Annotated in this window: 9 protein-coding genes; 4 read left to right on the forward strand and 5 right to left on the reverse strand. The window is 42.7% G+C overall.

Annotated elements, in window-relative coordinates:
* Positions 1–40: 40 nt before the first annotated feature.
* Complete coding sequence (locus tag GRF59_RS26255) at positions 41–4729, forward strand: Ig-like domain-containing protein (protein ID WP_160500690.1); 4689 nt, start codon at positions 41–43, stop codon at positions 4727–4729.
* Positions 4730–4917: 188 nt separating this feature from the next.
* Here the strand turns inward: GRF59_RS26255 and GRF59_RS26260 are convergent, their stop codons facing one another.
* Both GRF59_RS26260 and GRF59_RS26265 read right to left on the reverse strand, forming a co-directional pair.
* Positions 4918–5592, reverse strand: a complete 675-nt coding sequence (locus tag GRF59_RS26260; RefSeq protein ID WP_160500691.1) for an ABC transporter ATP-binding protein — start codon at positions 5590–5592, stop codon at positions 4918–4920.
* A 1-nt stretch (position 5593) separates the two neighbouring features.
* Positions 5594–6628 (reverse strand): ABC transporter permease, encoded by a 1035-nt coding sequence (locus GRF59_RS26265; protein ID WP_160500692.1) that lies wholly within the window; start codon positions 6626–6628, stop codon positions 5594–5596.
* A gap of 483 nt (positions 6629–7111) precedes the next feature.
* On the opposite strand from GRF59_RS26265, the gene GRF59_RS26270 reads away from it, so the two are divergent.
* On the forward strand, positions 7112–8095 hold the full coding sequence (locus tag GRF59_RS26270; protein ID WP_160500869.1) for a tRNA-dihydrouridine synthase: 984 nt from the start codon (positions 7112–7114) through the stop codon (positions 8093–8095).
* A gap of 261 nt (positions 8096–8356) precedes the next feature.
* On the opposite strand, the gene GRF59_RS26275 is transcribed toward GRF59_RS26270, so the two are convergent.
* Positions 8357–9469 carry an MFS transporter gene (locus tag GRF59_RS26275; protein ID WP_160500870.1) on the reverse strand — a complete coding sequence of 371 codons (1113 nt, stop codon included), beginning with the start codon at positions 9467–9469 and terminating at the stop codon, positions 8357–8359.
* A gap of 209 nt (positions 9470–9678) precedes the next feature.
* Here GRF59_RS26275 and GRF59_RS26280 point away from each other — a divergent pair, with 209 nt between their 5' ends.
* Positions 9679–10308, forward strand: a complete 630-nt coding sequence (locus tag GRF59_RS26280; RefSeq protein WP_160500693.1) for a TetR/AcrR family transcriptional regulator — start codon at positions 9679–9681, stop codon at positions 10306–10308.
* Positions 10309–10556: 248 nt separating this feature from the next.
* Entirely contained in the window at positions 10557–10832 is a 276-nt protein-coding gene (locus GRF59_RS26285) for a hypothetical protein (protein WP_160500694.1), read from the forward strand.
* Between the two features lie 214 nt (positions 10833–11046).
* Here GRF59_RS26285 and GRF59_RS26290 read toward each other — a convergent pair whose 3' ends face one another.
* Both GRF59_RS26290 and GRF59_RS26295 read right to left on the reverse strand, forming a co-directional pair.
* Positions 11047–11898 carry a stalk domain-containing protein gene (locus tag GRF59_RS26290; protein WP_160500695.1) on the reverse strand — a complete coding sequence of 284 codons (852 nt, stop codon included), beginning with the start codon at positions 11896–11898 and terminating at the stop codon, positions 11047–11049.
* 564 nt (positions 11899–12462) lie between these two features.
* A complete protein-coding gene (locus GRF59_RS26295; protein ID WP_202128893.1) occupies positions 12463–12885 on the reverse strand; it encodes a GNAT family N-acetyltransferase in 423 nt (140 codons plus the stop codon).
* Between the last annotated feature and the right edge of the window lie 163 nt (positions 12886–13048).

A 13048-nucleotide genomic window follows, 5' to 3' on the forward strand; every position in this document is an offset into this window, starting at 1 on the left:
ATGGCAAAAATAATGAGAAGAGGTAGGTATATCTATGGTTATGGGTAAGAGAAAAATCTTTAGCTTCATGATTGCATGTTGTGTGTTATGTACTTCCGTGTTTGTTCCTACTGTTCGTGTTCAAGCAGCGGAAGGCAAGGGGGATTCTCTGAAAAGAATACAAGCTGAGTTCTTTGTTTCACCAAATGGAAATGATAAAAACGATGGTTCATATGGTAAGCCATTTGCAACTGTGCAAGCTGCAAGGGATGCAGTTCGAGCGATTAACATGAATATGACAGGTGATATTTACGTTTTTATTGCAGAAGGCAAATATTATCTGGATAAAACCATTACTTTCGATGAAAGCGACTCTGGTACGAATGGCTATCATATCATCTATCGAAATTTAGATGACCCGGCGAGTGCTGAAATGATCGGCGGTAAGGTTGTTAACACACAATGGAAATTAGTTGAAAGAACCGGCGCAGACGCTGATTTGCCAGCTGCTGCAGAGGGGAAAGTTTACAAAACTCATGTTGATACGGATGTTATTTTTGATACGCTTTATGTTAATGATAGACGCGCTACATTAGCACGCACCCAAAATTTAACGAAGTATAAAGATTTCCCATCTGCCTTAACGCCTTATATGAGAAGTGCAGGCGGCGGAATTAGCGACTTGTTCTATAAAGCGGGTGATCTTGGTCAAGAGTCCATTCAAGGTATCGTAAACGCCCAAGCACGTGGAGACTTAGATGCCTCGGTTTATATGTGGGATGGCGGATACTGGGATTGGATGACGGATACGATACCGGTTTCTTCTATTGACACGGCAAGTCGCAAGCTTGGATTCAAAACGGTTTCAGGAAAACCGGAAATGTATAGACCTAAATATAAAACAGGTACGGATGCAAGATACTTTGTACAAGGAAATCTAGGCTTTCTGGATGTTCCAGGTGAATATTATTTCAATAAAACGACGGGTGATTTGTACTATTATCCAGAAGGAAATATTAATAATAATGAATTTATCATTCCTACCGTCAAAGAAGTGATTCGCGTAGAAGGTGCTGATCGAGATCATATGGTTTCAAATATTGAATTCAGTGGCTTAGAACTAAAGGATACCAATACAACAGATTGGTATGCATATGGTTGGAACTGGGGAGATGCAGGAGCTGGTTTAGGCTTTTATCCTCCGGAAGCCAAAGGAAGTACACAACCATCCTATGCCGAACAAACGGAAAGAATAGAGTTCCAATATGGCGTGATTACACTTACAAATACTAAAAATATAACGATTTCAAAAACGCATATCAAAAATTCAGGAATGTTTGGTATCGAACTGTATCTAGCTAATGATAATGCAACCATAAAGGATAATCTTATTGAATATACAGGCCATGGGGGTATCAACGTTGATGGCGGTTATCCTGGCGTGGCCGGTGATAAAAACGGAGATGGTTATAGCAGAAATAATACAATTACCAATACCATTGTTCATGATATTGGTGAACTGATTGGCCAGGCCTCAGGTATTACCATCCAACAGTCAAGCTATAATACGGTTTCTCATGTAGAGGTCTATAATTCACCAAGAAGAGGACTTTTTCTGACTGCCGGATATAGCCGCAATCCGAATGGAGCTTTCCCGAATGGGGATAAAAATTTCAATATGATGACGGATATGTACACGCACCATAATAAAATTGAATATGCGTATTTGCATGATAATCAACAAGATGGCGGGGATGATGGGGCTTTCTTTGCATGTTATTTGTATAAGGGCAAAGATTACAAACCTAACTACTTAAACCAAGTTATTATTGATAACACAGGGGCAAATCCTACCATGACTGATTTGGGGCCAAATGATATGAATTTGGATATGGGAGCCTCAGGCTTAGAGTTGAGTAATGTAAAAGCAACAAATCCTATGAATTTTAATATTGAAGTGAATACGATTCTTCAATATGGCGATGTCATCAAGTTTGATAATACGAATGTTAACTATGGAAAACTGGCAAATCATATCAAGGAATTTGACGACTCCAAGATGGAGTATGACAAGATTGGAGTCACGTCAGACTATCCTAAACAATACGTGACAGACAGAGATCTGATAACAGAACCAGCAGATATTTACTTCAAGGAGAATTTTGAAAATGGGTTAGATGATACTGTATGGTCATATCTTAACGGCCAGCCGAAAATTTCAACGGAATTTATGTCTGAAAGACCTATTAACGGCAAACAAAGTTTGGAGCTGTTAGATAACACTCAAGTATACAAGAATTTCCCTGAGATGCTGAACAAAGCCGTTACGGTGAAGATGTTTGACAGACAGAATAATAATTTGGCAGCGTACGATTCCGGACAACAAAATTCGGCTCGAGTTACGTCTATTGCACGAGTGGATGATGGGGAGAACATTATTGGTATGGGCTTGGATAATACGAATGCAAGCCATGATATTATCCGAATTGGAAATCAAAAGGAAACGACGAACATCCCTAGAACATTTGGTTGGCATGAGTTGAAGTTTGACTATACCTCAGGAACGGATGTTGGGCTGTATATTGATAATCAACTCGTAAAAACATTACCTGCAGCTGGCTTTAAGTATATCTCGTTGGGTTCTGAGGATGGCAAAGGACAAGCCTTCTATGATGAGCTGTATGTATTTGGCGGAAAAGAAGCAACGCTGCCGATTCCTCCATCAAATATTCCAGCACCTCCAGCATATGACGGATCAGAGGTTAATAAGCATCAGCTTATGCTAGACTTTGAAGACGGAATTGTACCTCAATTCACCAAAATAGGTGGTAATCCATCTGTAACAAGTGTTGTATATGAGAACGGAAATGACAGAAATCAAGTTTTAAGGGATGAGATTAGAGACGGTAATGACTTCTATGAGTTGAATGCCCCTTGGAATAATTATCTGGTAAATATGAGATGGAAATTTGAAGGATGGGGTACGACAGATGTTCTAAGCGGTGCCTATGATAACTTTACGATTTATGTCATGACATCTAATGCAGGTTTAGCTCCTGGTAAAGCGCCATTATCCTATCAAGTCGTTTATCGAAGAAATAAAAATGGAACCAATGGATTTCCGGCCGGTACTCCATATTTTGAAATATCGAAACATGCGGCCAGCTCAGATACATCCTTAGGCAAAGTAGGAGTACCGGATGGATTTAATGCGAATGAGTGGCATAATTTGCAGATTCAAACCTTTGACGGGAAGATTGGTTTCGTATTGGATGGGCAGAAATTGCTATCCGTTGATGATGGTCAGTATAAATCAGGCGGAGTAGGTTTTGGAGGAATTAATGCCACTGTATACCTGGACGATATTGAGATCATATCCAATCCTCAATACGTAACGTATGAGAAAGATCTTGGGCTCGGCAATGCGGTATTAAACGGTGACTTTAATCCTAATTATGATACGTATTTTGCCACGATAACGAATGCTGACGAGCCTATGACAATCAAGAAACCTTCGATCGTATTGGACGGTGCAGACATTAAACTGCAACTGAATGGCGAAGAGATCCCATTTGCAGATGGCAGTGCGTCGATTTCACCGGATCAACTCGTTAATGGTAAGAATGCTCTGATATTGTCGGAAATTACTTTAGCAGGAAGTAAAGACTATACCATTTATATGAATAAGGATTATGAAATCAGCTCCATAGAAGGTGTAGAGGAGAATGTATCAACAACGGTTGATCATGCTCCCAATTTACCAAGAGAGGTTACGGTTACTTTTAATGATGGTAACTCTCAGGTTGCCAAAGTGAATTGGGATACAGTGAACCCATCATTCTATAAAAATCCAGGTACGTATACAGTGAAAGGTCAGCTTGTAGATCTAAAAGGAACTGTTACCGTCAATGTCACTGTAGATGGCATAAAATCAATCGATAAGCCAGGTAAGGTTACTACTCTCGCTGGTGTAGCACCAGAATTAGCAACTATGGTTAATGCTGAGTATCTAAACGGCCCTCAGGAGCTGCCACTGACTTTTGCGCCATTGGATGCTTCCTTATATGCACAAGAAGGAACGATTATTGCAGTTGGTACAGCAGAAGGATATGCAGGCGATATTTTGCAAGTTGTAGAGGTACAAGACAATAATGATCCTAAACCAATATTAACGGCGGGGAAAGCGAATCGTTTAAGCGAGACGACGGCTTCCGTTTCATTGAATACGAGTAGAAAAGGACAATATTATTATCAAGTCGTTGAGAGCGGAGTTGAAATGCCAGTCATTGATACGAGCAAGGCCGGTGCTCCATGTGATATAGGACTCGTGTTAATTAGTGTAGAAGGCTTAAAGGCAGCGACTGCCAAAGATATTTATATTGTAGTTAAAAACGGCAATGTTGTGAGTGATGTGTTAAAGATAGAGATCCCTAAGTATACCGTGGAAAGCGGATATACGCTTGCGATCGGTACTGAGGTTGCCGGTGGAGCTGGCTATACTCGTGATATTAAGATTGGTGAAGACAAAGGTAATGATTTAACCGGTAAATATCTGGCAGTTCAATTCACGGAAGGAACAGGCGTTAATGCGAAGGTATCCATCGTGATGATCGCGCCGCAAAAAAATGAGGTTACGATATCCTATCAGAAACAAGGTACTAAAATAGAGACTTGGTTAACAAGCGCAATGCCGAACTTGATCGGAGAGAACATTGGTGTTGAAGTATACGCTTATGCAAAAAGCAGCTAAAGATCGCTAGCTTATTGCAACCCTAGTGTGGACAGGTGAACGGCCCCTTTTCTTAATGAAAAAGGGGCTGTTCGTAATCTCGTTTTTCTAACGCGTTATATTGTACTTTAGGCATGAATAAGCTCCCATTACAGCAGCAGGATTTATTATTTAACCTGTCTACGATAAGGGGAGCATATGAGGGGAAACTATCCGATCAATCCGTCCTTCATCGTAATGATGCGATCCGCATAAGAGAGCATTTCTTCATCATGGGTGACCATCAGGGTTGTAATGTGCAGTGTTTTGGTCAGATCACGAATGAGTGTCATCACGTCTTTAGACCGCTTCGAGTCAAGACTCGCCGTCGGTTCATCCGCGAACAGGATTTTAGGCTTGTGAATAATGGCGCGGGCAATAGCAACACGTTGCTTTTCTCCACCGGATAAAGAAGAAGGGAAAGCATGTTTCCGATGATCCATTTCGACCAATTTGAGGACCTTGGCGACTTCTTCCTTTTGCTCGCGTTTGTTCATTGTGGACTCTGCCACGTCAAGCATCAGCATAAGCTGGTCTTCAACGGTAAGGAACGGTACCAGGTGAGCAGATTGAAAAACAAAGCCAAACTTACTTGCGCGTATCTTGCGAATCTCCTCCTGCGTCATCGCGGTCATGTTATTCCCGTCAAATTGCACCTTACCATCGGAAGCGCGTTGAAGGCCGGCAGCGATGGTAAGCAGCGTGCTTTTTCCGGAACCGGAAGCACCCACGAGAGCTGTGAGTTCTCCTTCATGCAGGGAGAGGTTGATTCCGTTTAGTACTTGCTCTGTAACTTCGCCATTGGTAAATGTTTTGGTCACGTCTTGTATTGTGAAGGTTGTCATATTACATATCTCCTTGTTGAATAGCTTGTAAAGGCTCCACTTTTCTAATCTGCAAGCCAGAAAGAGTCGCGCCGACAAATCCGATGACTAAGAATAGGACGGATAATAGAATAGTTGCATTCAGCGTCAGACTGAACGGCATGCCCTCCGGTGCGATCATGTTAAAGACTTGGCTTAATGCTACGGATATGACCAATGCGATCAAGGTGATCAAGATCATTTGAGTCCACATCATGCGGAATAGAGTGCCCGTTTTCACACCGATTGCTTTCAAGATGCCGTACAACCCGATTTTCTGAACATTCATCATGTAGAAGAAAATGGCGAACAACATGCCGCTAATGGCAATCAAGAACCAAATGATCATATTGAGGGACATGTTCTCTGCCTTATAGCTTGAGATGGTGTTAAGAAACTCATTGTTTGAAAAGGAATCGAGTCCCGTGATTGAAGCTGCTTTATCTTGTCCTGGGATGAACATCAGCTGCATTTCATTCGTACGGTAAATCTCTTTATAGTTATCCATGTTAATAAAGGCGACAGGGGCATGGCTGTATTTCTTTTGATCCATGAATTTTACGACTTTGAATTCACCGCTGAATTGATTATTCGTTAATACATCTCCGATTTTAATGCCATCCTTCTCCAAGGAACGGTCTAACACGATTTCCCCCGGACCGACGTTTTCAAATAACGGGGAGTCCGTCGAAGTCACGAACGCTACGGTATGCTGCTTGTCCTCTGCATCGTTCACAAAGCCCATCTGAATGGAAAATGCCGCAGCATTCTTGTGTTCCTTCATCGTTTGGTCCTGTAAGTTTGGATCTATTTTGGAGAGATTATATGTTTTCTTTGCTTCGGTGTTCATATAAAAATGCCCCTTGGGCAAGTCCTTGATTAGGGCTGCATTGTCTTGGGACAAACCGTTTGCCAATCCTGAGATGATAAATGTTAAAAAACTAACCAAAAAAATAATCGACCCTAATATAATAAACTTGGCTTTGCTTTTTTTCATTTCTTTCCATGCCATATTCATGATGATTCCTCCATTTCTTAAGTCCACATCAGTATATGCTCGTACTATGAACGGAAGATGAACGGAACATTACAATTATGGCGAATCGTGAGTTGTACCATTAGCACGTTGGCTAAAGAGCGATTTGAAGCACAAATTGCGAAGTGAGAGTGGCCCAAGTATATCCTTTTAACAACTCAAGTAAAAAGACTGCTTGAGTTTTTTTCTATGTATAGATCACATTACGATATATGTTCCACATACGGTGCACGTGGAGAGTGTGGGTTGGTTGGAATTAATGTATAATGTAAAGAACGAATTTCTGATTGGGGAATTCGTTCTTTTTCTTAAAGTGTGATAAGATTAAAAATTCATGTTGAATTTAATATAAATATGGTCAGTAAGCATGATATAAGTGTAATGACTGGATAAGAAATCGAACGTAGGCGTAATATTTTGGTCAGATTTGAAGCTGTATCTATAACGAGAGGATTTGAGTTTGAAGTGAACCATAATTTTTGGCTTGATTTACCCCGGCCTTTTTTTATACTTGCACCCATGGAAGAAGTGACGCATGTTGTTTTTCGTCATGTCGTGAGCAAAGCAGGAAGACCGGATGTGTTTTTTACAGAGTTTGCGAATACGGAGAGCTATTGTCACCCGGAAGGAAATCATAGTGTACGCGGCCGTTTACTATTTACCGAGGATGAACAACCTATGGTTGCACATATATGGGGCGATAAGCCTGAGTATTTTCAACAAATGAGTATCGATATGGCGAAGTTGGGATATAAAGGGATCGATATCAATATGGGTTGTCCTGTTCATAATGTGGCATCCAATGGGAAGGGAAGCGGATTAATTCTCCGTCCAGAGGTTTCCGCTGAAATCATACAAGCCGCCAAGGCGGGAGGATTGCCTGTAAGTGTGAAGACCAGACTCGGTTTCACCAGGGTGGATGAATGGCAGGACTGGCTGACCCATATATTGAAGCAAGATATCGCTAATCTCTCGATCCATTTGCGTACAAGAGAGGAAATGAGCCAAGTCGATGCGCATTGGGAACTGATTCCTGAAATTAAGAAACTTCGGGATCGTGTGGCACCACATACGCTGCTCACGATTAATGGAGATATTCCTGACCGTCAAACGGGCATGAAGCTAGCTGAACAATATGGTGTGGATGGGATCATGATCGGGCGTGGTATTTTTAAAAATCCATTTGCCTTTGAAAAAGAGCCGAGGGAACATAGCAGTACCGAACACCTGGATCTTTTGAGATTGCAGCTTGATCTGTATGATCAGTATTCCCAAGAATTAGAGGTCCGTCCATTCAAAGCCCTTCATCGCTTTTTCAAGATTTATGTCAAAGGGTTTAGAGGGGCAAGCGAACTCAGAAATCAATTGATGAGCACGGCGTCTACCGATGAAGTACGTGCGCTTCTAGACGAATTTGCGAGGCAGATGGATGAGACGCCAGAAAGTTAAAAGATGTGGTTTTTTAGCAGCTGCAAATTCATTTGGCAGTTTCATGAAAACGAGCTCGGTCTTGTACCGGGCTCGTTTTCATTTTTATCTGAATACGTTTTGTATTGTTGAGGATAATCATCGATATGGAAACCTGCCTCATCCAGCACGAGAGCAATGATGAGGTCGTTGCCCGTCGTGAAGGTCGCCTAACAACTTAGATCAGATGAAGCTTTTGATGACCGAAAATGATAAAAATTCCCCTGTCTATTCAACGCATCGTTATCGGGGAAAGCCGTATCTCTTCGCATTCCACGCGATAATCAAAGCCGCAAGCAGCAGAATCAATAACACTCCTGGAAACGACTGCACACCCACAAGCTCCAGCAAAGTACCACCTACGATACCTCCACCAGCGATGGCCAGATTCCATACCGTGGTATTGATAGGCATGGCGATATCTACGCCTTCTTCACCGCTTACCATGGCTTGCGCGGTTTGCAGCAGCGTGGCGGCGCCGCCGAAGGTAAGTCCCCATAACGCCACGGCCGCATAGACAACCGGTGCGGAAGTACCGCCTACCCATAGGGCAATGGACGCAAGTGCAAAGCCGAACAGGCTGATTAATACCAGCAGGCGCAGCATGCGGTCAATGAGCAGGCCAACAACCCAGATGGAGATAAGGGCAGCTAAGCCAAATACCAGCAAGACGAGATCAACGCGTCCTCCGAGTCCGGAAGGCTCGAGAAACGGCGCAATATACGTATATAAAATATTGTGTGCCAACATCCAGGTGAGCACCACCATGAGAATCGGGCGCATACCGGGCATAACAAATACCTGCCCTACGGTCATTCTTTTATTTGCGGGTTGTCCGGGATAATCCGGCACTTTCCATAACACCCAACCAATTAATAAAAGAGCGAGAAGCGACATGACCCCGAATACGGCACGCCAGCCGATCAGGTCGCCGAGTAAGGTGCCGATGGGCACGCCGAAGGTTAGAGCAAGCGGCGTTCCTACCATCGCAACCGCCAAGGCGCGTCCTTTTAAGGCATCCGGTACCATCCGGCGCGCATAACCGGCGATCATTCCCCAAGCCGCGCCGGCAGCCACGCCGGCAAAAAATCGAGCAACAAGCGTCAAAGCATAGCTGGTCGACAAAGCGGTAACCGTGTTGAATATCAGGAAACCCGCAATAATGGCAAGCAGCAGCGGACGCCGCCGAACCCCGCCGGTAAACATGGCGAACGGAATGGCTGCCACGAGCGAGCCTATTGCATAGAGGGTGACGAACTGACCAGCCATTGCCTTTGTGATATGAAGCCCTTCTCCGATGAACGGCAGCAGCCCGGCCGGAATGGTCTCGGTAAGAATACAGATAAATCCTGTCATCGCAAGCGCGAGCAGGGCTAGCCAAGGAAGCTTGGAAGGGATGCCAGCCGGTGGGGCCGCACTCTCGGTTGATGAAGATTGAGACAATTCAGTCTCCTCCTTTAACGAAATGAATTATGGATCGATCATTCCACATGTTAAATTATCCACATTCACTTGTCAATGACTTCTGGATCGATTAGTATAAAATTAATAAAGGAGGTCATGTTATGCCACGAACGGGGCGCCCCCGCGCATTTAACCGTGATGAGGCGGTTACTGCCGCCATGCATCTGTTCTGGGAACACGGCTATGAATCCACTTCACTTGCTCAGCTGCGCGCTGCGATGGGAGATATATCGGCGGCGAGTTTTTATGCGGCATTCGAATCCAAGGAAGCGCTGTTTCGCGAAGTGGTTGATGAATATATATCGTCTTATGGACAGGTTTCGGAAAGCTTCCGGGATACCAGCATACCCCCGAGAGCTGCCATCGAGCAGGGATTACGGCGGTCGGCAAAGATGCAGACAGAGCGGTCACACCCTTTAGGCTGCCTGTTGGTATTGTCCGCTGTAACCTGTTCACCTGAGCAAAATCACATCCAAGAAATGCTCGCCAAGGAACGAGAAAGGGTCCGCAGTTGGCTGAAAGCTTGTATAGATCGGGCTGTAGCCAATGGCGATTTGACCGATTCTACGGATATCGCCATGCTGGTCACCTTATTTGAAACATTTCTGCGGGGAATTTCTTCACAAGCCCGGGACCAAGTTCCATACGAGGAAATTGACTCTGCCATAACTCAACTGATGAAGGTATGGGATATACTGTCCGCAAAGACGGGGGATCAGGGCAAAATTTGAGAGGGGACAAGCGCTGCAGTATGAAATTAAGCCTAAATGAAAAGAAGACAGCAGGATGCTCCTGTGTGTCTTCTTTGTGTTTAGATGCAAAAACAAGCAGCAATCAGGGCGAGTCGAGCGCAGACAAGCTTTTGATTCAAAAAATAATGCCCCGGGTTAATTGTTTAGCCTTATTGGCTGCGGTTGTGTTGTACTGAGGGGCGGATTATTATAATTGTACATACGTATGATCATATGGAGTGATGGCCTTGAGATACACCGATTACACCCGACTAAAAACAGGTAGATACCAATCTGTAGGAACGTTTGGCGATGATATTTACGCGTATGAGGTTCTCACGGGGATCGCCGACACCCCGGAGTACCACCAAATTTCTAAGGAGGAATTCGGATCGTTTGAAACTTGGAGTCAGGAGTACATGACGGATCTTAAAAAAGTATATGAAATCATTAACCGCCCTGTCATCTGCAGCGGTTACCTGGGAAGAGCGGAGTTGAATACTTTGCTGCTTCGGGATATTTAGCCACAGGAATGGACAAGAAATGGCCGATTCGATGATCTATGAACTAAGCGTGTACAAATAGAAGACGTAGTCTGTCCGCGTGCCCGGATGACCCAATTGACGGAGCATCGCGGGCACGATGGAAGCTCGAGCTAAGACAGCTTAATCATTTTATTTTATTCCACTGTCTACTTTACGGGGGCAGTTCAATATCTAAGGTCGTTATTTTGCTCTGTTATTTAAAAGTTCTTCCAATCGCCAGGATATATTTTAATTTCGCTTCATAATTACTAGCCGCAAAATTATCTACTCTGTTAAATGTTTGATTAATACTAAGTGCTGGACGTAATCGTTCATTGTTCTGATCCGTAGTGTTCCAGTCTGCTTCCATTTGGAAAGCATTATCAAACATAAAGATAGTATGGAGATCCTCTTTCCCTTCAGGTATGGCTTTTCCAGATATGTTTTTTGAGGTGATATTAATCGAACCCTTCTGTAATTTCCCCTTTTCATTATCGCTTAAAGTCAAATCGTAGGTAAGAGGCTGAATGGCATTATAATCTGAAATTTGATCTGAAGGAAGATCAGATTCTTTGATTAACTTAATCAATTGATTTTTATCTAATGACTCACTTTCAATATGCACCATTCTTGTTTTCGGATCTATATTCGAAGGGAGATCTAAATTATCAATTAAAGCCCGAACCGGGACAAACATAGATTGTTTATACATCACTGGAACGGTATCCATTGCTTTTTCGGTGTTATTTACTTGAACAATATTGGAGCCCACAGTAATATTTATAACTTTATTGTTCAATTGGATTGATGCCGTTTTTTGTGCTTGGTTATAACTTACATTGCCGCCGATCAGCTCACTTACCGCCCGTAATGGGATCATCAAACGGTTGTTTTTATCGAGATAAGGTTGTTTTGGAAATGTGTACAGCACATCATATTCGTTGATTTGAAGCAATATGGGTACTTTCTTCTCAACTATGGCAGGAGATGCATAACTGTTCTTGGAAAATCCCAAAATCACTGTCATAGCAACCATTGCAGTAATAAAAAACTTTGCCGTTTTCACTCTTTTTCACCTCTGTTTATAATTATAATTCCTGAGATGGGGATAAGGACTTCCTTATCCCCATCTGCCGTAAAGCTATAATTGAATATTAACAGTTTCATCGCCCGCATTGATTATATTTACAGATACATGGGTTGAATCATAATTATAAGAGCCGCCTGTTTGACTATTGCCCCAACCAGTTTAAACTAGGTCTCCAATGCTATTATAATAACCAATGGTGATATCATGCCACAATGAACACCTTTCATAAAGGAGTCTGTAGTTAAACTTTCTCCGTTTTTTTGTCCGATAGTGGTCATTCTTTTTAATCTCATAGGCATAGCACCATTGAATGCCGCTATTTTAGAGGCTTTTTTGTTTTATCGGTACAAGTTCTTGTCCCGAGTCGAGGACAAGAACTTGGTCCTATTACCGATTAGACCAATATCTAATTATTATTCAATAGCCATTTCATTAAGCTAACGGGCAGTTTAATGGGGAAATGAATGAGAATATTGACACTAATTTTTCACGAGTTTCGGGTTGTTTTTGCCACTAAAAAGCAACGAGTGGTGTCGATCATTAAATTTCTTTATCGAGTACATGCTGCGATTTTTTAATTGTAAAACCAATTCGATTATAGAATTGGACGGCTTCTGATCTAGTCTGATGGGTACGCACTCTAATTTTTGTGAATCCGGATTCTGCTGCCCATTGCTCACATGCTTGTACTAATTGTTTGCCAATCCCATATCCTCGATAGGCACTGTCTACGACAAGTCCAGCTATCTCAACAAATGGTGGAGATTCGATTAAGAATCGTACATTAGCATGAATCCATCCGGACAAAACATGGTTTGATTCCATCACATATACCATATGGTCGTTGTGGTTAGAGATATATTGGAGCCTCTCTTCAAGTTGGGAGACATCCACTGGATAGCCCAATTGCCTTGAAAGCCTAGCGATCTCTTGGGCATCGCTCAGAAACGCTTTTCTAATCAAAATAACAACACCCTCTCGATGAAAGATATCAAATTGAATTTAACCATAGATGTGTAATAGTATATAGGAGGACATGTGTCCCTACCATATCCCTCATCGTTAAGCTTTCACAACACTATACCTATAACGTTCTTGACAAGGTGAAATAGCATGTTATCATCGA

The organism is Paenibacillus dendrobii, assembly GCF_009807035.1.
Lineage (GTDB): Bacteria > Bacillota > Bacilli > Paenibacillales > Paenibacillaceae > Paenibacillus_AQ > Paenibacillus_AQ dendrobii.

Excerpts from the sequence above, each read along its gene's own strand:
- GRF59_RS26255 (WP_160500690.1), top strand. The coding sequence starts at position 41 with ATGGGTAAGAGAAAAATCTTTAGCTTCATGATTGCATGTTGTGTGTTA.
- GRF59_RS26260 (WP_160500691.1), bottom strand. The coding sequence starts at position 5,592 with ATGACAACCTTCACAATACAAGACGTGACCAAAACATTTACCAATGGC.
- GRF59_RS26265 (WP_160500692.1), bottom strand. The coding sequence starts at position 6,628 with ATGAATATGGCATGGAAAGAAATGAAAAAAAGCAAAGCCAAGTTTATT.
- GRF59_RS26275 (WP_160500870.1), bottom strand. The coding sequence starts at position 9,469 with ATGACAGGATTTATCTGTATTCTTACCGAGACCATTCCGGCCGGGCTG.
- GRF59_RS26280 (WP_160500693.1), top strand. The coding sequence starts at position 9,679 with ATGCCACGAACGGGGCGCCCCCGCGCATTTAACCGTGATGAGGCGGTT.